A 20,713-nucleotide genomic window follows, 5' to 3' on the forward strand; every position below is an offset into this window, starting at 1 on the left:
GCGGTGCCCGTGATCTTCCGGTTTGCGGCATCCGGGACCGCGCCGCGGACCCCGCCGACTCCCGCGATCTTTGCTTTCCCGGCCGCACGGGCGACGGGCATGGGGCGATCGTCACACCGCTATGGCCGTCGAACCTACTCGCAGGTAACATCGCGTCCATGAGCGCAGAGCAGATGTCCATCGGCGAGATGCTCGCCGCCACCGTGCCCATGGCCCGGACCCTGAACCTCGAGTTCCTCGAGGCCGGCCCGGAGAGGGCGGTGGTGGCGCTGCCGGACCAGGGCGACTTCCACAACCACGTGGGCGGGCCGCACGCCGGCGCGATGTTCACGCTCGGCGAGTCCGCGAGCGGCGCGATCGTCCTCGCCGCGTTCGGGGACCAGCTCTCGCGTGCCGTGCCGCTCGCCGTCGGCGCCGAGATCGCCTACCGCAAGCTGGCGATGGGCGCCGTCACCGCCACCGCCACCCTCGGCCGGCCGGCCGCCGAGGTCGTCGCGCAGCTCGACGCGGGGGAGCGCCCCGAGTTCCCCGTCACGGTCGAGATCCGTCGCGCCGACGGGGCCGTCACCGGCGAGATGAAGGTGACCTGGACCCTCCGCCCCAACGGCTGACGCCCCGGCGGCTCACCCACCGGACGCCGACGCCCCAACGGCCGCGTCCCGACGGCCCACGCCTTGGCGGCCCGAGTCCCGGAGGCCTGCGTCTCGGCGGCCCGCGGTCCCGGAGGCTGACGTGCCGTTCGACGGGCGCGCCCCGGGCTGATGTACCGGTGGTGGGCGGCCGTCCTCGGCGGCTGACGTTCCAGGGCCCGGCGTGCCGTTCGGCAGAGGCGCCCAGGGGCTGATACGACGTTCCCGGCCGCTGATGTCCGGGCCGTGGCGTGCCCGACGGTGACGCACCAGACCTTGGCGTGCCCGACCGAGATGCGCCGGGGCTGGGTGTCCCCGACGCATGGTCCGCGTGGGGAAGGGGCCCCGCGGCGGCCCAGCGGCGTTCGTGCGGGAACCGCCGCTCCGGGGTCGCGGCTCCGGTCCCGGCCCCGGCCCGGCCCCGGCTCCGGTCCCAGCTCCGGTCCCAGGTCGGTCTCCGGCCGCGGTGTGCGCCGCCGCCGGGGCCGCCGTCGGTGGCGTCGGCGTCAGGCCGCCAGCCGCCCCCGTTCGGCGTCGCCGTTCTCCAGGCTCGCCACGAACTTTTTGAGCCAGGCCACGAACTCCGGTCCCAGGTCGGGCCGGTCGCAGGCCAGACGGACGACCGTGCGCAGGTAGTCGGCCTTGTCCCCGGTGTCGTACCGGCGGCCGGAGAAGATCACGCCGTGGACCGTGCCGCCCGCCGCCAGCTCCTGGAGGGCGTCGGTGAGCTGGATCTCCCCGCCGCGGCCGGGCTCGGTGTGTTCCAGGACGTCGAACACGGCCGGGTCGAGGACATAGCGGCCGATGACCGCGTACCGGCTCGGCGCGTCCTCGCGCGCGGGCTTCTCCACCAGTCCGGTGACGCGCACGACGCCGTCCTCGCCGGTCGACTCCACCGCCGCGCAGCCGTAGAGGTGGACCTGTTCGGGCTCCACCTCCATCAGGGCGACCACGCTGCCGGCGTACCGGTCGCGGACCTCCAGCATCCGGCTGAGAAGCGTCTCGCGCGGGTCGATGAGGTCGTCCCCGAGCAGGACGGCGAACGGCTGGTCGCCCACGTGGTTGCGGGCGCACAGCACCGCGTGGCCGAGGCCGAGCGGATCGCCCTGCCGGATGTGGTGGATGTCGGCGAGCCGGGCCGGGTCGCGTACGGCGTCCAGCCGTACGGTGTCGCCCTTGGCGGCCAGAGCCTGCTCCAGTTCGAAGGCGTGGTCGAAGTGGTCCTCGATGGCCCGTTTGTGCCGGCCGGTGACCATCAGCACGTCGTCCAGGCCGGCGGCGGCCGCCTCCTCGACGACGTACTGGATGGCCGGCTTGTCGACGACCGGCAGCATCTCCTTCGGCGTCGCCTTGGTGGCGGGCAGGAAGCGGGTGCCGAGACCGGCGGCCGGCACGACCGCCTTGCGGACCGTGGCTGCGGAGTGGGGTGCGGAGTGGGGGGCGCTCATGCGGATCATGCTGGCCCATGCGGATGGGAGTACACCGGGAGTCACATCTGAGATTCCTGTGCGCCGCACCTCGGCCGGAGAGCGACCCATGCCGCCGGGGCGGAAGTTGGAGATTCCGTGCCTCATCCGGCTGTCCGCGTCCACAAGTTGAGTCCGGGCGTCCGGGAGAAATTTCGAATACGGGTGCGGCTACCGCCGGTAACTTATCTGAAATTCCCTCGCTTTGAACTTGAGTCACTCGGACTCCTTGTTTCCCGGGAGGGGCGTGTGCGAAGGTGAGCCTCCCCTTACGGATGGGTCGGATCGGGCCAACGTGCCTGGTCAGGCCAAAGGTACGCACCAATCAGGCACCTGCTTTCCGACGAGTGTTTTCCGTGCTGCTCGTCGGCTTGGAAGGAAATGGTTCCGTGCAATCCCCGAACCCCCCACGCCCGCCCCACCCGCCCCGCCCCGGATGGACTCCCGGGGATTCCGATCCCGAACTCGTCGCCCGGCTGGCCGACCCCGACGGACGCGCCCACGCGATCGCCCTGCTGTTCGCCCGCCACTGGCGGGCGGCCCACGACTACGCGACCGTCTGCCTGGCCGGCAGCGAGGACACGGCGCGGCTCGTGGCGGCCGCCGCGTTCCACGACGTGCTCGGCCGGCTGGCGGACGGGCGCACCGACGGCGCGCTGCGCCCCCACCTCCTGGTCGCCGTGCGGGAGACGGTCCGCGAATGGGCGGGCGCGGACAAGGTCGCAGCCGTTCTGCCGGAACTACGGAAAACGGTCGGCGGCCGCGGGCTGTGCGCCGCCCGTCCGGTGACCGCCGAAAGGCGACAACTCACCGAGCGCGCTTTCCAGTTGCTCCCGGCGGCATCGCAATGCCTCCTGTGGCACACGGAGGTGGAGGCAGAACCCATATCCGTACCGGCCGGTCTGTCGGGCGTGGACGGCATCTCCGCCACGGCCGTTCTGGAGCAGGCGCGGGAACAATTGCGGGTGGCTTGTGTACGCGCCCACCGGGAACTCGCGCCGACGAGTGAATGCCGCTTCTACAACCGTCTCCTCGACGTCCCCCTGCGTCGGGGCGGAACACTGCTGCCGGATGTCCGCCGGCATCTCGCGCACTGCCGCTTCTGCCGGCACGCCGCCGAACAACTCAGCCATTTCGACGGCGGACTGGACGTGCTGCTCGCCGAGACGGTTCTCGGCTGGGGCGCCCGCCGCTACCTCGACTCCCGCCCCGGACGCACCGCCGCCACCACGGCGCCCGCACCGGCCCCCCGTCCCGCCGGGGTGCGTCCGCTCGCCGGCGGCGGCCGTCACCGCACCAACTCCTCGGGCCTGCTCGACCTGCCGGGCAGGCGCCCCAAGGCCGTGCTCGTCGGCGTGGGACTGACCTCCCTCGCGCTGCTCGTGACCGTCTTCGTCGCCAAGGGCTGGTCCGACGAGGGAACGCCCGCCCCCGGGGCCACCTGGGGTGCGCCCGTCGGCGGGACCAGCACCCCGGCCGGCGGCGGGCAGCGTCTTCCGGGCGGTTCCGGCGGCTCGTCGCCCGCGGGCCCCCCGGCGGCCGCGTCCGCCTCCCGCGACGCCGAGGTGGCTCGCGGCAGCCTGCGCGGCCCGGACACCGGGCTCTGCCTCGACGTCGCCGGCGGCCCGGCCGCGGCCGGTGCGGCCGTCGTCCTGGCCGACTGCTCGTCCGCCGCGTCCCAGCAGTGGTCGTACCAGAACGACGGGCTGCTGCGCAGCGCCGCCGATCCGACGCTGTGTCTGGCCGCCGACCCCGGCCGGCGAACGGCCGCCCTGGCGCGGTGCCTGGTGCACGCCGGCGAGACGTTCTTCGATCTGACCGTCAGCGGCGAACTGCTGCTGCGCCGCACCGGGACACTGGCCGTCGCTCGGGCCGCGAACGACGCGGGGGCGGCAGTCGTCGTCTCCGAGCGGGACGGCTCCGCGCGACAGCGGTGGGTGTTCGACACGGCCGGTACGGGGACGGGAGCGCCGGGCCCGGAGGCACGGAAGCAGCTGGAGCCGCCCGCCGCGGGCGAACCGAACACCCCGGGTGCTCCGGCCCTCCCGGCGTCCCCGGCGCCCTCCCTCGCCCCGGACGTCGCTCCGGCTCCCGGCGCATCCGCCTCCGCCGCGCCGGAGTTCGGGACGCGGGTCGTCCAGGTCGGCTGCTGCGACAGCCCGGCCGAACCGGCCCGGGCGCCCGTTACCGCCGTCCTCGTCGACGCCGTCCCCGCCCCGACGGCGCTGCCCGCCGTGCCCGGCGAGGTCACCGCGAACGTGGCCGGGGCACTCGGCCACTGAGGCGGCGACGGCCGCGAAGCCGAAGGAGGGGCCGCACGAGGGGAGTGGCCCCTCCTTCTTCGTCCCTCATCCGTGGCGGAGCGTGCTCCACCACGGGAAGGGCCGCCCCGGGGCGACCCGGTAGGCTTCCCGGGAACGGCGACACACCTCAGGGACGTCAAACGGGAGGAACCCGCGGTGCACGTGCAGGAATGGCTCGACACGGTGCCCGCGGCAGCCGTCTACGCCGTGGTCGGCCTGGTCATCGGCCTCGAGAGCCTCGGCATCCCGCTGCCCGGCGAGATCATCCTGGTCTCGGCCGCGCTGCTGTCCTCCCAGCACGGCGGCGTCAACCCGGTGGTCCTCGGCGCGTGCGCCACCGCGGGCGCGGTGATCGGCGACTCCATCGGGTACGCCATCGGCCGCAAGGGCGGACGGCCGCTGCTGGCCTGGCTCGGCGCGAAGTTCCCCAGGCACTTCAGCGAGGGGCACATCGCCACCGCCGAGCGCTCCTTCGAGAAGTGGGGCATGTGGGCCGTCTTCTTCGGCCGCTTCGTCGCCCTGCTGCGCATCTTCGCCGGCCCGCTCGCGGGCGTACTGCACATGCCGTACTGGAAGTTCCTCGTCGCCAACGTCCTCGGCGGCATCGCGTGGGCGGGCGGCACGACGGCCGTCATCTACTACGTGGGCGTCGTGGCGGAGTCCTGGCTGAAGAAGTTCTCTTACCTGGGCCTGGTGGTGGCGGTGCTCATCGGCCTGACGTCGATGCTCGTCATCAAGCGCAAGGCGAAGAAGATGCAGAGCGCCCCGCGCGAGGCCGAACCGGAGACCGTGCCCGCCGCCGAGTAGCCGGGCCGCCCTACTCGTGGACCTCCGCGTGGGCCTTGGCGAGGTCCGCGTACAACGTTCCGTTCAGCGTGACCCCCTGGCGCTCCTCCTCGGTCAGCTCCCGCTTCACCCTGGCCGGCACCCCCGCCACCAGCGAACCCGGCGGGACCTCCATCCCCTGGGGCACGAGCGCCTGCGCCGCGATCAGCGAACCCGCCCCGATCACGGCCCCGTTGAGCACGGTCGCCCCCATCCCGACGAGGCAGTCGTCCCCGACGGTCGCCCCGTGCACCACGGCGTTGTGGCCGACCGAGACGCGCTCGCCGATGGTCACCGGGAAGCCGGGGTCGGCGTGCAGCGTCACGTTGTCCTGGATGTTGGCGTTCGCGCGGACGGTGATGCGCTCCACGTCACCGCGCACGACGGCTCCGTACCAGACGCTCGCCCCCGCCTCCAGGGTCACGTCCCCGATCACCGACGCCGTCGGCGCCACGAACGCCTCCTGGTGGACCTGGGGTTCCCTGCCACCGATGCCCACGATCAGCGCCCTGTGCGTCATCACCGTCTCCTCGTGTCGGTCGTACTCCGGCACCGTACGCCACGTGGTGGGGCGAAGATCACAGGGTCCGGGGTCCTTGGCCGCACCGCGCGCTGAGTACGGTGAGCGGGTGCCGAAGCGCAGGAACACGTTCTCATCATGGCGGCGTCGACTGGCGCAGCGCGCCGTCCACGCGGGCTGGGCCTGGGTGCAGCGCACGGGCTCCGTCACCGCCGAGCGCCCCGGGCGCCTCCGCTTCGGCTCGATGGGCGCCGGCACCCGGCTCGCCTTTCCGCTCGGCACGGTCTTCGGGGAGCCCTGGATCCACCTGGGCGCGCACTGCATCGTCGGCGAGCAGGTGACCCTGACCGCGGGGCTGATGCCCGACCTCGACCTCGGCCCCGACCCGATCCTGCGCCTGGGCGACGGTGTGGTTCTCGGCCGGGGCAGCCATGTCATCGCCGACACGACGGTCACCATCGGCAGCGACTGCTACTTCGGCCCGTACGTGTACGTCACGTCCACCAACCACTCCTACGACGATCCGCACGAGCCGATCGGCAAGCAGTGGCCCCGCATGGAGCCCGTGGAGATCGGCCCGGGGTGCTGGATCGGCACCGGGGCCGTGATCCTTCCGGGGGCGCGGATCGGACGGAACGTCGTCGTCGCGGCCGGCGCCGTGGTGCGCGGGACCGTGCCCGACCACGCGGTGGTCGCCGGGGCGCCCGCCAGGGTCGTCCGGCGGTGGACGCAGGCCGAGGGCTGGCAGCCGCCGCTGCGCAGCCCGGCTCCGGTGCCGATACCGGACGGCGTCACCCCGGACCAACTGGTCGCGCTGTCGGAGCTGGACGAGGAGACGGTGGCGAGGCTGGCCCGGCTGGAGCCCGGGAGCTGATCCGCGGGCAGCCGCTCAGCCGGTGGCCAGCAGCAGGGTGCCGACCAGGGCCAGTCCCGCGCCCGCCGCCTGGACCGCGCGCAGCCGTTCCCGCAGGAATCCGCGCGCGGCGAGAGCCGTCACCACCGGGTACAGCGAGGCGAGGACGGCGGCCACCGTGACCGGGCCGTGCTGGGCGGCGACGGCGTAGGTGCCGTTCGCGGCCACGTCGGCCAGCCCGACGAACCCGAACGCCGGCAGGGAAGCCGCTGCGAGACCCCCGTCGGGGAGGGCGGGCGCCCCGCGCCGGACGGCGACGTACAGGGCGGCGCCGCCCGTGACCACGTTGACGACGCGCTGCACGAACAGGGACAGGAACAGGCCGGTGACGGTCGTGGAGGCCTCGGTGATCAGTACGAACACCGTCCCGAAGCCGAGCGCCGCGACCAGCGTGAGCAGGACGGCACGCCGCTGCACCGGTGCGCCCCGCAGCTGCGGACCGCCCGCCAGGACGACCCCGACGACGGCGACCGCGATGCCCCCGAGCTGCACGAGCCCCAAACGCTCGCCGAGGATCAGCCCGACGGACACCGGAACCGCCACGCTCAGCGCGGCCAGCGGGGAGACGACCCCCATGGGACCGAGGGCCAGCGCCTTGTAGAAGGACAGCATGGCGACCGGACCCGCCACCCCGGCCGCGACCGCGAACCACAGCCGGGGGCCGAATTCGCTCCAGCCGCCGGTGGCGGCCACGAGCACGCCGAGGACGGCCGCCGCGATCGACTGGGAGACCACGACCACGGTGAGGGCCGGGGTCCTGCGGGTCAGCAGCCCGCCGCCGAAGTCGGCCAGGCCCCACAGGAGGCTGGTGGCCAGGGCGAGAAGTGCTGTCACGGGTCCCTCGCAGTACAGTTCGGTGCACGATCGGGTGCATCAGACCGTAGTTCAGGAAAGTGAACCCTGTCATCCAGAATAGTGAACTCCGGAACCGATGAGTACCGGGCGGAAGCGGACGGAACAGGACGGAAAGTGTCGGACCTCGACCTGCTGACCCAGTCCCTGGCGCGCAACGTCAAACGGTGGCGCACCGAGCGCGGCTTCACCCTCGACGCGCTCGCGGCCCGCGCCGGGGTCAGCCGCGGCATGCTGATCCAGATCGAGCAGGCCCGCACCAATCCCAGCATCGGCACGGTCGTCAAGATCGGCGACGCGCTCGGGATCAGCATCACCACCCTGCTCGACTACGAGCAGGGCCCGAAGGTCCGCATCGTCCCCGCCGACCAGACCGTCCGGCTGTGGCACACCGACGCGGGCAGCTACAGCCGGCTCCTCGCGGGCACCGAGGCGCCGGGCCCGCTCGAGATGTGGGAGTGGCGGCTGATGCCCGGCGAGGGCAGCGGCTCGGACCCGCATCCCCTCGGCACGGTCGAGATCGCCCATGTCACCCACGGCGAGCTGACCCTCACCGTCGACGGCACGGAGTACCGCGTCCCGGCGGGCGCGAGCGTCACCTTCGAGGCCAACGCCCCGCACCGATACGCCAACCGGGGCGAGGTCCCCGCGCGGATGGTGCTGACGGTGTCGGTGCCGCCTCCCGTGCACTGAGCGGGCCGCCTCCCGTGCACTGAGCGGGCCGCCGTCCGTGCACTGAGCGGGGCCGCGACCCGGCATTGAGCGGGGCCGCCTCCCCGGCGCTGAGCGGGGCCGTCACCGCGTCCCGGGAGGGATCGCCTCCTGCGCCAGGGAGGGCCGGGACCGCTCTCCGGCGGTCGCGAACGGGCTGTTACCGTGCGGCCATGCGCGCACCCATCGGTCACTTCGACACCGCCGTCCCCGCCCCCGACTGCCTCGACGAGCTGATCGGCCCCGTCGCCGACGCCGTCCGCCGGTGGAGCGGCAGCGTGCCCGCCCACGAGCTCGTCCACGTCGAGACCGACCCGCGGTGGGCCGACACGGCCGTCTTCGTGGAGCACTACGGCCGGGAGCTGCTGGAGCAGTCCGCGAACTGCGTGGTGGTGGCCGGCAAGCGGGGCGGTGAGACGACCCTCGCCGCGTGCGTCGTGCTGTCCACCACCAGGGTCGACGTCAACGGCGTCGTGCGCCGCCGGCTCGGAGTGCGCAAGGCCTCGTTCGCCCCCATGGACACGGCCGTCGGCGAGACCGGCATGGAGTACGGCGGCATCACCCCGATCGGACTCCCCGCGGCCTGGCCGGTGCTGGTGGACTCCGCCGTCGTCGACCTGCCGTACGTCCTGGTGGGCAGCGGGCGCCGGCGCGGGAAGCTCCTGGTGCCGGGCAAGGCGTTCGCCGAACTCCCGGGCGCGGTGGTGCTGGAGGGGCTCGGCGTGGCCTGACGTCAGACCACCGCGTGATGGGCCAGCGGCAGATGGGGATCGTCCTCACCGGGCGCCGGCGCCGGGTCCGCGTGGACCAGCGCGGCCGTCAGACGCGGTACGGCGTGCAGCAGGGCGTGTTCGGCGGCCACGGCGATGCCGTGCGCCCGACGCACCGTCGCTTCGCCGTCCACGACGACCGCCACCTCGGCCCGCAGCCGGTGGCCGATCCAGCGCAGCCGCAACTCGCCCACCCCGTGCACCCCTTCGACCTCCCGCAGCGCCCGCTCGGCCCGGTCGACCAGGGCCGGGTCGACGGCGTCCATCACGCGTCGGAACACCTCCCGCGCCGCGTCGCGCAGGACCAGGGCGATCGCCGCCGTGATGGCCAGACCCACGACCGGGTCCGCGAGTTGCCACCCCAGAGCCGAACCGCCCGCGCCCAGCAGCACCGCCAGCGAGGTGAACCCGTCCGTGCGCGCATGCAGTCCGTCCGCGACCAGCGCGGCCGAGCCGATCGAGCGGCCGACCCGGATGCGGTACCGCGCCACCCACTCGTTGCCCGCGAAGCCGACGAGCGCGGCCGCGGCGACCGCGCCGACGTGGTCGACGGGACGCGGGTTCAGCAGCCGCTCGACGGCCACCCACCCCGCGAAGGCCGCCGACGCGGCGATCGTCAGCACGATCGCGACGCCCGCCAGGTCCTCGGCGCGCCCGTAGCCGTAGGTGAAGCGGCGGGTGGCCGCCCGCCTGCCCAGCACGAAGGCGATCCCCAGCGGCACGGCCGTCAGCGCGTCCGCCGCGTTGTGCACCGTGTCGCCGAGCAGGGCCACCGACCCGGACAGCACGACCACGACCGCCTGCGCGACGGCCGTCACGCCCAGCGCCGCCAGCGACACCCACAGCGCGCGCATGCCCCGGGCCGAGGACTCCAGGGCGGAGTCCAGCTTGTCGGCGCTCTCGTGGGAGTGCGGCGTGAGGAGGTGGGCCACGCGATGGGCGACGCGACGGCGCAGACCGGGGGAGGGGTCATGGTGCGGGTGCTCGTGGGCCCGGTCGTGGGACTGGTCGTGGTGGTGCCCGTGGTGGTGTTCGTGCCCGTGGTCGTGGCGCTCGCTCACGTCGATCCCCTTCCGGTGCGCCGAGGTGGACGCCTGAGCGTCCGTTCCCCCATTATGTGCGTATGAGCGCACGCATGCACCTGTCACCTGCACACCATGCGCACCCGCGCACCCCCGGCGAGGAGCAGTTCGCCCTCGCGGCCGAGCTCCTCGCCCTGCTCGGCGACCGCACCCGGCTCGCCCTGCTGCACGCGCTCGCCTCCGGCGAGGCCGATGTGACGACCCTGACGGAACGCTGCGGCGCGGCCCGGCCCGCGGTCAGCCAGCATCTGGCGCGGCTGCGGCTGGCCGGGCTGGTGCACACCCGCAAGGACGGCCGCCGGGTGATCTACTCGCTCTCCGACGGCCATCTGCGCCGCCTGGTCGGCGAGGCGCTGAACGTGGCCGACCACCGGCTCGGCGACGAGCCGCCGCACGACTGAGTCAGTAGCGCTCCGCGGTCCCCAGGTACTGCTCCGCGAACGCGGCGGCGGCGGTGGGAGAGGTGAACAGGCGGCGCAGCCGGGCGAACGTCGTGCCCGCGCGGAAGGGGTCGCCCGACGCGGTCCCGTGGTAGACCTCGGACAGCCACTGCGAGAACTCCTGGTAGTCCCACACCCGGCGCAGACACGCCTGCGCGTAGCCGTCCAGGCCGGCGCCGTCGCCGCCGTCCAGGTACGCGACCAGGGCGTCGCCCAGCAGGAACGCGTCGTGCAGCGCGAGGTTCATGCCCTTGGCCGCGATGGGCGCCACGAGGTGGGCCGAGTCCCCGGCCAGGAAGAGCCGCCCGTACGTCATCGGCTCCGCCACGTAGTCGTGCATGTCCAGCACGCGCTTCTCGATCAGCGGTCCCTCGACGAGGGGCGGGGCGTCGGCCGCCCCGAGACGCTGGTGCAGCTCGGACCAGATCCGGTCGTGGGACCAGTCGTCCGGGTCGTCGCCGGGCGCGCACTGGAGGTAGTACCGGGTCACCTCGGGGCTGCGGGCCATGTGCCCGGCGAACCCGTTCGGATGGACGCCGAACAGGACGCAGTCGGAGGACGGCGGCGCCTCGGCGAGCAGCGCCAGCCAGCCTATGCCGTAGTCGTGCCGCGCGATCCGCGTGTGCTCCGCGGGCAGCGCGGCCCGGCTCACCCCGCGCGCGCCGTCCGCGCCGACCACGAAGTCACAGGTCAGCACCCGCCGTTGGGCCGTCTCGGGGCAGGTGTACGACACCGACGGTCGTGCCGTTCCGAGGTCGTGCAGCTCGACGTCGCGGACCGAGAAGCGGGCGTCGCCGCCGCGCACGTCGACGTACTCGTGGACGAGGTCCGTCACCAGCAACGGCTGTGGGTACACCCAGTGATGACGTCCCGTCAGCTCGGTGTAGCGGAGGCGGTAGCGCTCGCCGCCGAAGCGGAACTCGCACGACGAGTGACGTTGGGCGCGTTCCAGCAGGTGGTGGGCCAGGCCGCGTTGCTGCAGCGCGCGTACCGCCCACTCCTCGATGACGCCGGCGCGCGGCCGCCGCTCGATGAACTCACGGCTCTCCGACTCCAGTACGACACAGTCGACGGACGCGGCCCGCAGGATGTTGCCGACGGTGAGACCCGCGGGGCCCGCGCCCACGACGACGACCGGAGTGTGGTGGGGGGAAGGGGAGTTGGTGGTCACCCGCACATTATCGGCGGCCACCGCGGCACGGGCCGGCCGTCGCCGCACACGGCCCCTCGCCGCACACGGCCCCTCGCCGCACACGGCCTGTCGCCGCTCACCGCCCGTCGCTCCACGCCGCCCCTCGACCCGCCACGGACCCGAAGACGGTCCCGGGGGACCGGCGCGTCAGCCCAGCCGGGGAATCTCGATCGCCGGGCACCGGTCCATGACCATCTCCAGACCCGCGGCCCGGGTGCGGTCGTAGGCCGCCTCGTCGACGACGCCGAGCTGGAACCACACCGCCTTGGCGCCCTTGGCCACCGCCTCGTCGGCGACGGCGCCCGCGAGCTCGCTGTTGACGAAGACGTCGACCACGTCCACCTCGAAGGGAATGTCCGCCAGTGAGGCGTGCCCCTGCTCGCCGTGCACCGTCTCCGCCTTCGGGTGGACCGGCACGACCCGTTTGCCGTAGCGCCGGAGCACCTCGGCGACGCCGTGGGCCGCGCGCCCGCGGTTCGTCGACAGGCCCACCACGGCCCAGGTGTCGCCGAGCCCGGTGAGGATCTTCCGGATCGTTGCCTCGTCGCCGTACACCGGCGGCCTCCTTGCGGTCGGACTGGACCTGACCCCGATGACAACAGCGTGCGGCGCACCCTGATTCCGGCCCCTGCCTGCGAACCCGCGTCCGCCCGCCTAGGCTCGGCACGTGCTGCGCATCACCGACGCCCGAACGGGCGCACCCGTCGTCGCCGCCCCCGTCCGGCGGGGCCTGACCCGCGTCGAGGCGCATGCCTCGGGGTACGGCCCCGGGTCGCTCAGGGTCCTGCTCGTCGCCGACCTCCTCGTCCGCGCGCTGGAACTGGGCGGCACGCCCGCCCGGGCGCTGCTCACCGGCGACCGCGAGCAGGCGGAACTACGGGAAGGGGCGACCGCCCTCGGCACGCACCCCTTCGAGGACGGCCGGGAGCTCGGCGCCGGGGCCGGCGTGGGCGAGGCGCAGGTCCTGCACGTGGTCGGCGAGGACGGCCCGGCCCCGGACGGCGTGCGGGTCGCCGTAGCACCGGCGCAGGGGGTCCTGCCCGGCGCGCCCGCGCGGCGAGCCGCACCGGACGCCGACCCGGCCGTCCTGCGTCTCGCCCTCCTCTCCGTGCCGCGCACCCGACGTCTGCGGCTCGACGCGGCCGCGCTGGACGAGGCCCGCGACACCCTCGGACGCTGGCGGCGTGCCGTCGCCCACTGGGCGCGACGGCCCTCCCGGCCGGTGCCCGACGAACTGCGCGGACGACTGCGCGAGGCATGGGAGGACGACTTGGACGTGCCCGAGGTCCTGCGGGTGCTGCACGGGGTGGAGGACGCCGGACCCGACCTGCCGGAGGGCGCCCGCTTCGAGACCTACGCCTACGCCGACCGCCTCCTCGGCCTCGAACTCACCCGCGACCTCGGAGCCCCGGCGTGAACGCGCCCGGTTCCGGCGCGGCGCGCCGGCTGGTGGTGCTCCGGCACGCCAAGTCGGCCTGGCCGGAGGGCGTCCCCGACCACGAGCGGCCGCTGGCCCCGCGCGGCCGCCGGGACGCCCCCGCGGCGGGCCGTGCGCTCGCCGAGGCCGGCTGCCGCCCGGATCTCGCCCTGTGCTCCACCGCCGTCCGGGCCCGCCGGACCTGGGAGCTGGCCGTCGCCCAGTGGGACGCGGAGCCCCCGGTGCGTTTCGACCCGCGGCTCTACGGAGCGGACGTGCCCGAGCTCCTGGACGTCGTCCGCGAGACGCCCGACGAGGTCGCGACGCTGCTGCTGGTCGGGCACAACCCCGGCCTGGAGGATCTGGTCCTCGACCTGGCGGGGGAGGGCCTCGACGCCGCCCTGGACCGGGTGCGGCTGAAGTTCCCCACGTCGGCGATCGCCGTGCTGGCCTGGCACGGGCCCGGCTGGCGCGCCCTGCGCCCGGGCACGGCCCTGCTGACCTCGATGACCGTGCCGAGAGGCTGAGGGCCGCACGAGCCGCGCGCGCCGCACGAGCCGCACGAGGGCGGCGCGCGCGCCGACGCGTGCGGCCCGCCCGCCGGTCGTGCCACGTGATCCTCGGCGGGATCGAGGGCCGACGTCGGCTCGTGATCCGGGTCGCCGCCGTCGGTCGCCCGGCACGCCGTGGCCCCGCACCTCGGCCGCCGGCCGCTCGGCGATCACCGCATAGGCTGGGCGGATGCAGGACGAGTACCGCACCGTCGCCCGCGCGGGCGTGCACGAGACCGAGGTGAACCGTTCCCGCTTCCTGTGCGCCCTCGCCCCGGCGGCCACTGAACGGGAGGCCCAGGACTTCATCGCGTCCGTGCGCAAGGAGCACGCCGACGCCACCCACAACTGCTGGGCGTACGTCATCGGCGCCGACGCCTCGGTGCAGAAGGCGAGCGACGACGGCGAACCCGGCGGCACGGCGGGCGTCCCGATGCTGCAGATGCTGCTGCGCCGCGACATGCGCTACGTCGTCGCCGTCGTCACCCGCTACTACGGCGGCGTCAAGCTCGGCGCGGGAGGTCTGATCCGGGCGTACGGCGGCGCGGTCGGCGAGGCCGTCGACTCCCTCGGCGTCCTGACCCGCCGCCGCTTCCGGCTGGCCACCGTGACCGTCGACCACCAGCGCGCCGGCAAGGTGCAGAACGACCTGCACTCGACCGGACGCGAGGTGCGGGACGTCCGCTACGGCGAGGCGGTCACCATCGAGATCGGCCTGCCGGACGCCGAGGTGGACGCCTTCCGCTCCTGGCTGGCGGACGCCACGGCGGGGACGGCGGGGTTCGAGCTGGGCGGCGAGGCGTACGGGGACGCGTGACAGGGCGTGGCGGGTGCAGGGCGGGTGTGGCGGGTGTCACGGGGAGCTCGAGGTGTGCGAGAGGGCCGCGTGACGCGTTGAGCGAACGCATGGGTGAAATGTCCGTAACGCTCCTTTGTTGCAGTCGTCATGACGGTGCGATACGGGAGTAACCGCCCGTGCTGTCGGACCCGGCCGTTAGTCTCGGGGATCATGAGGCTCCTGCACACTTCCGACTGGCATCTCGGCCGGGCGTTCCACCGGGTGAACATGCTCGGCGCCCAGGCCGAGTTCATCGGTCACCTCGTCGCGACCGTGCGTGAGCGCGAGGTCGACGCGGTGGTCGTGTCGGGAGACGTGTACGACCGCGCCGTGCCCCCGCTCGCCGCGGTCGAGCTCTTCGACGACGCCCTGCACCGGCTGGCCGGCCTCGGCGTGCCCACGGTGATGATCTCCGGCAACCACGACTCGGCCCGCCGGCTCGGCGTGGGCGCCGGACTCATCGGCCGCGCGGGCATCCACCTGCGGACGGACCCGGCGGCGGCCGGCACGCCGGTGCTCCTCCGGGACGCCTTCGGAGACGTCGCCTTCTACGGCCTGCCCTACCTCGAACCCGCCCTGGTGAAGGACGAGTTCGGGGTGGACAGGGCCGCCCATGAGGCCGTGCTCGCCGCCGCCATGGACCGCGTCCGCGCCGACCTCGCCGCACGCGCGCGCGGGACGCGGTCCGTCGTCCTCGCCCACGCCTTCGTCACCGGCGGCGAGCCCAGCGACAGCGAGCGCGACATCACCGTCGGCGGGGTCGCCTCGGTGCCCGCCGGGGTCTTCGACGGCGTCGACTACACGGCGCTCGGCCATCTGCACGGCTGCCAGACCATCACCGAGCGCGTGCGCTACTCCGGCTCCCCCCTGCCGTACTCCTTCTCCGAGAGCGCGCACCGCAAGACCATGTGGCTGGTCGACCTCGGCCCCGGCGGGGAGATCGCCGCCGAGCGGATCGACTGCCCGGTCCCCCGCGCGCTGACCCGCCTCCGGGGGACGCTGCAGGACCTGCTCGCCGACCCGGCGCTCGCGCGGCACGAGGACGCCTGGGTCGAGGCGACGCTCACCGACGCCGTACGCCCCGCCGACCCGATGGCCCGGCTCGCCGAGCGCTTCCCGCACACCCTCAGCCTCGTCTTCGCCCCCGAGCGCGCCCCCGACGACCCCGACGTGTCCTACGCCCGCCGCCTCGCGGACCGCAGCGACCAGGAGATCGCCGAGGACTTCGTGGCCCATGTGCGCGGAGCCGGGCCCGACGCCCGCGAACAGGACGTGCTGCGGGACGCCTTCGACGCGGTGCGCGCGGACGACGCCGTGCGGGAGGTGGCGCGGTGAGGCTGCACCGGCTCGACCTGACGGCCTTCGGCCCCTTCGGCGGCTCCCAGAGCATCGACTTCGACGAGCTCTCCGCCGCCGGGCTCTTCCTGCTGCACGGGCCGACGGGCGCCGGCAAGACCTCGGTCCTGGACGCCGTCTGCTACGCCCTGTACGGCTCCGTGCCCGGCGCCCGCCAGAGCGGCCAGGGACTGAACCTGCGCAGCGACCACGCGGCGCCAGGCACCCGCACCGCGGTCACCCTCGAACTGACCGTGGCGGGACGCCGGCTGGAGGTCGCCCGGCAGCCGCCCTGGGAGCGGCCCAAGAAACGCGGTACGGGCACGACGGTCGAGAAGGCCCAGAGCTCGCTGCGCGAGTACGACGCGGTCGCCGGCGCCTGGAAGGACCTCAGCCGCTCCCACCAGGAGATCGGCGAGGAGGTCACCCAGCTGCTCGGCATGAGCCGCGAGCAGTTCTGCCAGGTCGTGCTGCTGCCCCAGGGCGACTTCGCGCGCTTCCTGCGGGCCGACGCCGAGGCGCGCGGCCGGCTGCTGGGCCGCCTCTTCGACACCCAGCGGTTCGCCGAGGTCGAGAAGCGGCTCGCCGAGCGCCGCCGCACCACCGAGGCGCGGGTGCGCGAGGGCGACTCCGCCCTGCTCGCCGACGCGCACCGGATGCAGCAGGTGGCCGGGGACGCCATGGAGCTTCCGGAGCTCGCCCCCGGCGAGCCGGGCCTGGCCGAGGCCGTGCTGAGTGCCGCCGCCGTCGCCCGCAGCACCGCCCGCGAGCTGCTGACGACCGCGCACTGCGGTCGCCTGGCCGCCGAGTCCGCGCAGGCCGCCGCCGAGCGGACCCTCGCGGACGTCCGCGAACGGGACCGGCTGCAGCGCCGGTTCGCCCAGGCGCGGGAGCGGGCCGAGGCACTGCAGGAGCGGGCCGGCGACCACCGGGAGGCACAGGCGCGGATGGAGCGGGCGCGGAAGGCGGAGGCGGTGGCGCCGGCACTGGAGCTGCGCGAGGCCGCCGACGCCGAACACGCCACGGCGGTCGCCCGCGCGGCACGCGCGCGTGCCCTGCTGCCGGAGGGGTTCGCGGACTCCGGCGCCGCCGGGCTCGCCGCCGCCGCACGCCGGGCCGCCGAGGAGCTGGGCGGTCTGGAGTCGGCCCGGCGCGGGGAGCGGCGGCTCGCCGAGCTGGTCGCCGAGCGGGCCGACCTGGATCGGCGGGAACGCGACGACGAGGACGTCCTGGCGGAGACGGAGGCCTGGCTGGCGGGCTGGGAGACGGTCCGCGCGGATCTCCGGGCCCGCATCGAGTCCGCCCAGGAGGCCGCCACCCGTGCCGAACAGCTCGACGGCCGGCGCGAGCCCGCCCGGCGGCGCGTCGACGCGGCGCGGCAGCGGGACGAGCTGGCCCACGACCTGGAGGCCGCCCGGCGCGCCTGCCTCACCTCCGGCGAACAGGCGCAGACGGCTCGCGCGCACTGGCTCGACCTCAAGGAACAGCGCCTGAACGGCATCGCCGCCGAACTGGCCGCCACCCTCGCCGACGGCGAGCCCTGCGCGGTCTGCGGCGCCACCGAGCACCCCGCGCCCGCCCGCAAGGTCGCCGGGCACATCGGCCGCGAGGCGGAGGAGCAGGCGCTCACCGCCTACCAGCTCGCCGAGGAAGGCCACGCACAGGACGAGCGCGGGCTCGCCCGCGTGAGAGAGGCGCTCGCCGCCGCCACCGCCGAGGCGGGCGACGCCCCGACGGACCGTCTCGCCGCCGAGGCGCAGGCGGCGGAGGAGGCCTACGCGCAGGCCCGTCGAGACGCCTCCGACCTGCACCCCGCGCGCGAGGCGCTGCGGCAGGCCGAGCAGGAGCACGAGCGCCGCACGGCGGCGCAGCACGAGGCCGCGGTCGGGGCCGCCTCCCGGGTGGGCCACCGCGAGCGCCTGGAGCGGGAACGCCTCGCGCTGGAGGAGGAGCTGACGCGCGCCCGGGGAACGGCGGACAGCGTCGCCGCGCGTGCCGCCCAGCTGGAGCGGCGGGCGGCGTCGCTCACCGAGGCCGCCGAGACCGCCCGCGCCGTCGAGGAGAGTGCCGAGCGCCTCAAGGCAGCCGACGGACGCCTCGACGAGGCGGCGTTCCGAGCCGGATTCGACACCCCGCAGGCCGCCGCCGACGCCCTCCTCGACGACGCCGCCCACCGAGAGCTGCAACGACGGCTGGACGCCTGGCAGTCGGAGGAGGCGGCCGTACGGGCCGCCCTCGCCGAACCCGACACCGTGGCCGCGGCCCGACAGCCCCCGGCCGACCTCGCGGCCGCCGAACGGTCCGCCGCCGACGCGGCCGAACGGCTGCGCGCGGCCGCCTCCGCCCAGGACGCGGCGGCCCGCCGCTGTGCCGAACTCGACCAGCTCTCCGCGCGAGCGAGCGACGGCGTGCGCCGTCTCGGGCCGCTGCGCGAGGAGTACGACCGGGTGGCCCGCATGGCCGGCCTCGCCGCCGGCACCTCCGCGGACAACGAGCGCAAGATGCGCCTGGAGGCGTACGTCCTGGCGGCCCGGCTCGAGCAGGTGGCCGCGGCCGCGACCGTGCGGCTGCAACGCATGTCGTCCGGGCGCTACACCCTGGTCCACTCCGACGACCGGGCCGGCCGCGGCCGCAGCGGGCTGGGGCTGCATGTCGTCGACGCCTGGACCGGCCGGGAACGGGACACGGCCACGCTGTCGGGCGGCGAGACCTTCTTCGCCTCGCTCGCCCTGGCCCTCGGCCTCGCCGACGTCGTCACCGACGAGGCCGGCGGGGTCCGGCTCGACACCCTCTTCATCGACGAGGGGTTCGGCAGCCTCGACGAGCAGACGCTCGACGAGGTCCTCGACGTCCTCGACTCCCTGCGCGAACGCGACCGCAGCGTCGGCATCGTCAGCCACGTGGCCGACCTGCGCCGGCGGATCCACGCGCAGCTGGAGGTCGTCAAGGGAAGAACGGGTTCGACGGTGCGGCAGCGCGGCTACCGGCCCAGCGGGCGGCGGGGGAGCGGCGAGGAGTAGACGACGCTGGTCGTGACCGACCCGAGCGCGCCGATCTTCCCCGACACCTCCTCCAGGTGACGCATCGAACGAGCGGCGACCTTGATCACGAAGCAGTCGTCGCCCGTCACATGGTGCGCCTCCAGGATCTCGGGCGTGACGGCCACCAGGTCGTGGAAGGGCCGGTAGTTGCCGTGGGGGTAGCGCAGCCGCACGAACGCCAGGATCGGCAGCCCCAGCCGCTCGGGGTCCACGACGGCCGCGTAGCCCTGAATGACGCCCGCCTCCTCCAGCCGTCGCACCCGCTCGGTGACGGCGCTCGCCGACATCGCCACGGCGCGCGCCAGGTCGGCGAAACTGGCCCGCCCCTCGCGCTGGAGGACTTCGAGAATGCGCCAGTCGGTGGCGTCCGGGGAATACACGGTCATCCCTGAGAAGTAGCAGGGGAATCCCCGGTCGGGCAAGGCTCATGCCGTGGAACGCCCCTTCAGCGAGATCATCGGCGGCCATAGATTTCTGGTCATCGGCAACCAGCACAGAGAGGCCCTGCGATGACCGCCACGACCAGCGCGACCGGCGTGAACCCCGTCCTGCGCGTCGCCCCCGCCGCCCCGGCGGAGGCCGCCGCCCACTTCCGGGCGAGCCTGGCCTTCCACGCGGACGTCTCCGACGTCGCCGCCGCCCTCGCGGCCGGCGGCGACCCCGGCTTCGTCGTCCTGGACTCCCGCTCCACCGAGTCCTGGGACCAGGGCCACATCCCGGGCGCCGTGCATCTGCCCACCGCACTCATCCCCGAGCAGGCCGAACGGCTCCTCGACAGGGGCGTCCCCGTGGTGACGTACTGCTGGGGCCCCGGCTGCAACGGCGCTGCCCGCGCCGCCCTCGCGCTCGCCGAACTCGGCTACCAGGTCAAGGAGATGCTCGGCGGCTTCGAGTACTGGGCGCGCGAGGGCTTCGCCTACGAGACCTGGGAGGGCCGCGGGCAGCGCGACGCCGACCCGCTCACCGCGCCCGTCGACGCGGCGGACTGCGGCTGCTGACCGACCGAGCTGCCGCCCGGTCAGTCCCTCACGACCTCCGGCACGGGGCGCAGGAACCGGCGGTCCGCCGCCCCGAACTCGTCCTCGGGGCGCGCCGCGCGCAGCACGACGTCCAGCGCGGCGTCCGCGTCGCACGCGTAATGCCCGCTGGCCCAGGCCGCGTTGGCCTCCACGACGGCCCAGCCGGCGCCGTCGACCAGTCCGACGTCCACGACGACCGCGCTCGGCAGCCCCGTCCCGGCCAGCCGCTCGGCGAAGGCGAGCACCTCGCCGCTGCGCGCGTCCCGGTCCAGCGGGACGACGTCCAGGTCGCCCCGGGTCGCGTACCGGCTGCCGGTGCGCACCTCGCCGTCCAGCACGAACAGCCGGTACTCCACGGCGAACGTCACGATGTCGCTGACCAGCGCCGGTTCCGTGCCGTCCACGGCGTCCGGCCCCGGCAGCCCACTGCCGTCCCGGTACACGCGGGCCGGGAAGCTCTTGTCGTTCGGCGGCTTCACGAACGCCGGTCGCCGCAGCAGACGGGCCTGCGCGAGCGTCGTCAACTCGACGTCACGCAGGGTCAGTTCGTACGGCAGCCGGGCCAGCCACTCCTCCGGGGCCTCCAGCAGGCCGAGTCCCAGGTCCCGTGCGACGGAGTCCGCGAACAGCGGACCGGCGTACAGCGAGGCGCCCGAGGCCCGACGCCACTGCTGCGGGACCCGCCAGTCGCGGAGCGTCTCCACGCGTGTCCCGCGCCGCCGTGCCACGTCCGCGAGGGCGTGGCCGGTCGCGGTGACGCGCGGGGAGAGGAAAAGAGTTCGGGGCGTGCTCATGGCGACGAGCGTGGC

Annotated in this window: 21 protein-coding genes; 13 read left to right on the plus strand and 8 right to left on the minus strand. The window is 74.6% G+C overall.

Features of this window, described 5'->3' with window-relative positions; genetic code table 11:
* Positions 1-173: 173 nt before the first annotated feature.
* Positions 174-611, plus strand: a complete 438-nt coding sequence (locus tag ACZ7DE_RS22175) for a DUF4442 domain-containing protein (RefSeq protein ID WP_470764247.1) — start codon at positions 174-176, stop codon at positions 609-611.
* A gap of 524 nt (positions 612-1,135) precedes the next feature.
* On the opposite strand, the gene galU is transcribed toward ACZ7DE_RS22175, so the two are convergent.
* A complete protein-coding gene (galU, locus tag ACZ7DE_RS22180) occupies positions 1,136-2,077 on the minus strand; it encodes a UTP--glucose-1-phosphate uridylyltransferase GalU (RefSeq protein WP_470763749.1) in 942 nt (313 codons plus the stop codon).
* Positions 2,078-2,484: 407 nt separating this feature from the next.
* Between galU and ACZ7DE_RS22185 the strand changes: the two genes are divergently transcribed.
* Both ACZ7DE_RS22185 and ACZ7DE_RS22190 read left to right on the plus strand, forming a co-directional pair.
* Positions 2,485-4,377 carry a ricin-type beta-trefoil lectin domain protein gene (locus ACZ7DE_RS22185; RefSeq protein ID WP_470763751.1) on the plus strand — a complete coding sequence of 631 codons (1,893 nt, stop codon included), beginning with the start codon at positions 2,485-2,487 and terminating at the stop codon, positions 4,375-4,377.
* 177 nt (positions 4,378-4,554) lie between these two features.
* Positions 4,555-5,205: a DedA family protein gene (locus tag ACZ7DE_RS22190; protein WP_470763752.1), complete on the plus strand. Its 651-nt coding sequence runs from the start codon at positions 4,555-4,557 to the stop codon at positions 5,203-5,205.
* A 10-nt stretch (positions 5,206-5,215) separates the two neighbouring features.
* Here ACZ7DE_RS22190 and ACZ7DE_RS22195 read toward each other — a convergent pair whose 3' ends face one another.
* Entirely contained in the window at positions 5,216-5,743 is a 528-nt protein-coding gene (locus tag ACZ7DE_RS22195) for a gamma carbonic anhydrase family protein (protein ID WP_470763754.1), read from the minus strand.
* 109 nt (positions 5,744-5,852) lie between these two features.
* Here ACZ7DE_RS22195 and ACZ7DE_RS22200 point away from each other — a divergent pair, with 109 nt between their 5' ends.
* Complete coding sequence (locus ACZ7DE_RS22200; protein WP_470763756.1) at positions 5,853-6,617, plus strand: acyltransferase; 765 nt, start codon at positions 5,853-5,855, stop codon at positions 6,615-6,617.
* Positions 6,618-6,632: 15 nt separating this feature from the next.
* Here the strand turns inward: ACZ7DE_RS22200 and ACZ7DE_RS22205 are convergent, their stop codons facing one another.
* Entirely contained in the window at positions 6,633-7,490 is an 858-nt protein-coding gene (locus ACZ7DE_RS22205) for an EamA family transporter (RefSeq protein ID WP_470763758.1), read from the minus strand.
* 135 nt (positions 7,491-7,625) lie between these two features.
* Here ACZ7DE_RS22205 and ACZ7DE_RS22210 point away from each other — a divergent pair, with 135 nt between their 5' ends.
* Complete coding sequence (locus ACZ7DE_RS22210) at positions 7,626-8,201, plus strand: helix-turn-helix domain-containing protein (protein ID WP_470763760.1); 576 nt, start codon at positions 7,626-7,628, stop codon at positions 8,199-8,201.
* Positions 8,202-8,392: 191 nt separating this feature from the next.
* On the plus strand, positions 8,393-8,950 hold the full coding sequence (locus ACZ7DE_RS22215) for a YbaK/EbsC family protein (protein WP_470763762.1): 558 nt from the start codon (positions 8,393-8,395) through the stop codon (positions 8,948-8,950).
* A gap of 2 nt (positions 8,951-8,952) precedes the next feature.
* On the opposite strand, the gene ACZ7DE_RS22220 is transcribed toward ACZ7DE_RS22215, so the two are convergent.
* A complete protein-coding gene (locus ACZ7DE_RS22220) occupies positions 8,953-10,050 on the minus strand; it encodes a cation diffusion facilitator family transporter (RefSeq protein ID WP_470763764.1) in 1,098 nt (365 codons plus the stop codon).
* A 62-nt stretch (positions 10,051-10,112) separates the two neighbouring features.
* Here ACZ7DE_RS22220 and ACZ7DE_RS22225 point away from each other — a divergent pair, with 62 nt between their 5' ends.
* Entirely contained in the window at positions 10,113-10,472 is a 360-nt protein-coding gene (locus ACZ7DE_RS22225; RefSeq protein WP_470763766.1) for an ArsR/SmtB family transcription factor, read from the plus strand.
* Between the two features lies 1 nt (position 10,473).
* Here the strand turns inward: ACZ7DE_RS22225 and ACZ7DE_RS22230 are convergent, their stop codons facing one another.
* Both ACZ7DE_RS22230 and ACZ7DE_RS22235 read right to left on the minus strand, forming a co-directional pair.
* Positions 10,474-11,682, minus strand: coding sequence for a 4-hydroxybenzoate 3-monooxygenase (locus ACZ7DE_RS22230; RefSeq protein WP_470763768.1), 1,209 nt, complete (start codon positions 11,680-11,682; stop codon positions 10,474-10,476).
* A gap of 168 nt (positions 11,683-11,850) precedes the next feature.
* The gene (locus ACZ7DE_RS22235) at positions 11,851-12,258 is read right to left on the minus strand and encodes a CoA-binding protein (RefSeq protein WP_470763770.1); all 408 of its coding nucleotides are present in this window, start codon (positions 12,256-12,258) and stop codon (positions 11,851-11,853) included.
* Positions 12,259-12,370: 112 nt separating this feature from the next.
* Between ACZ7DE_RS22235 and ACZ7DE_RS22240 the strand changes: the two genes are divergently transcribed.
* From ACZ7DE_RS22240 to ACZ7DE_RS22260, 5 genes are all read left to right on the plus strand, one after another.
* On the plus strand, positions 12,371-13,120 hold the full coding sequence (locus tag ACZ7DE_RS22240) for a hypothetical protein (RefSeq protein WP_470763772.1): 750 nt from the start codon (positions 12,371-12,373) through the stop codon (positions 13,118-13,120).
* Complete coding sequence (locus tag ACZ7DE_RS22245; RefSeq protein WP_470763774.1) at positions 13,117-13,647, plus strand: SixA phosphatase family protein; 531 nt, start codon at positions 13,117-13,119, stop codon at positions 13,645-13,647. The genes ACZ7DE_RS22240 and ACZ7DE_RS22245 overlap by 4 nt, the downstream gene beginning before the upstream one ends.
* A gap of 214 nt (positions 13,648-13,861) precedes the next feature.
* Entirely contained in the window at positions 13,862-14,488 is a 627-nt protein-coding gene (locus tag ACZ7DE_RS22250; RefSeq protein WP_470763776.1) for a YigZ family protein, read from the plus strand.
* 192 nt (positions 14,489-14,680) lie between these two features.
* Positions 14,681-15,844 (plus strand): exonuclease SbcCD subunit D, encoded by a 1,164-nt coding sequence (locus ACZ7DE_RS22255; protein WP_470763778.1) that lies wholly within the window; start codon positions 14,681-14,683, stop codon positions 15,842-15,844.
* On the plus strand, positions 15,841-18,864 hold the full coding sequence (locus tag ACZ7DE_RS22260; RefSeq protein ID WP_470763780.1) for an AAA family ATPase: 3,024 nt from the start codon (positions 15,841-15,843) through the stop codon (positions 18,862-18,864). Before ACZ7DE_RS22255 ends, ACZ7DE_RS22260 begins: the two co-directional genes overlap by 4 nt.
* On the opposite strand, the gene ACZ7DE_RS22265 is transcribed toward ACZ7DE_RS22260, so the two are convergent.
* Positions 18,825-19,271, minus strand: a complete 447-nt coding sequence (locus tag ACZ7DE_RS22265; protein ID WP_470763782.1) for an Lrp/AsnC family transcriptional regulator — start codon at positions 19,269-19,271, stop codon at positions 18,825-18,827. The genes ACZ7DE_RS22260 and ACZ7DE_RS22265 overlap by 40 nt on opposite strands.
* 123 nt (positions 19,272-19,394) lie before the next feature.
* Between ACZ7DE_RS22265 and ACZ7DE_RS22270 the strand changes: the two genes are divergently transcribed.
* The gene (locus ACZ7DE_RS22270; RefSeq protein ID WP_470763784.1) at positions 19,395-19,883 is read left to right on the plus strand and encodes a rhodanese-like domain-containing protein; all 489 of its coding nucleotides are present in this window, start codon (positions 19,395-19,397) and stop codon (positions 19,881-19,883) included.
* A gap of 20 nt (positions 19,884-19,903) precedes the next feature.
* On the opposite strand, the gene ACZ7DE_RS22275 is transcribed toward ACZ7DE_RS22270, so the two are convergent.
* Positions 19,904-20,698, minus strand: a complete 795-nt coding sequence (locus ACZ7DE_RS22275; RefSeq protein WP_470763786.1) for an ATP-grasp domain-containing protein — start codon at positions 20,696-20,698, stop codon at positions 19,904-19,906.
* Positions 20,699-20,713 lie beyond the last annotated feature (15 nt).

It is taken from the genome of Streptomyces sp. NPDC037083, assembly GCF_055606485.1.

Excerpts from the sequence above, each read along its gene's own strand:
- ACZ7DE_RS22175 (WP_470764247.1), top strand. The coding sequence starts at position 174 with ATGTCCATCGGCGAGATGCTCGCCGCCACCGTGCCCATGGCCCGGACC.
- galU (WP_470763749.1), bottom strand. The coding sequence starts at position 2,077 with ATGAGCGCCCCCCACTCCGCACCCCACTCCGCAGCCACGGTCCGCAAG.
- ACZ7DE_RS22195 (WP_470763754.1), bottom strand. The coding sequence starts at position 5,743 with ATGACGCACAGGGCGCTGATCGTGGGCATCGGTGGCAGGGAACCCCAG.
- ACZ7DE_RS22215 (WP_470763762.1), top strand. The coding sequence starts at position 8,393 with ATGCGCGCACCCATCGGTCACTTCGACACCGCCGTCCCCGCCCCCGAC.
- ACZ7DE_RS22225 (WP_470763766.1), top strand. The coding sequence starts at position 10,113 with ATGAGCGCACGCATGCACCTGTCACCTGCACACCATGCGCACCCGCGC.
- ACZ7DE_RS22250 (WP_470763776.1), top strand. The coding sequence starts at position 13,862 with ATGCAGGACGAGTACCGCACCGTCGCCCGCGCGGGCGTGCACGAGACC.
- ACZ7DE_RS22255 (WP_470763778.1), top strand. The coding sequence starts at position 14,681 with ATGAGGCTCCTGCACACTTCCGACTGGCATCTCGGCCGGGCGTTCCAC.
- ACZ7DE_RS22265 (WP_470763782.1), bottom strand. The coding sequence starts at position 19,271 with ATGACCGTGTATTCCCCGGACGCCACCGACTGGCGCATTCTCGAAGTC.
- ACZ7DE_RS22270 (WP_470763784.1), top strand. The coding sequence starts at position 19,395 with ATGACCGCCACGACCAGCGCGACCGGCGTGAACCCCGTCCTGCGCGTC.
- ACZ7DE_RS22275 (WP_470763786.1), bottom strand. The coding sequence starts at position 20,698 with ATGAGCACGCCCCGAACTCTTTTCCTCTCCCCGCGCGTCACCGCGACC.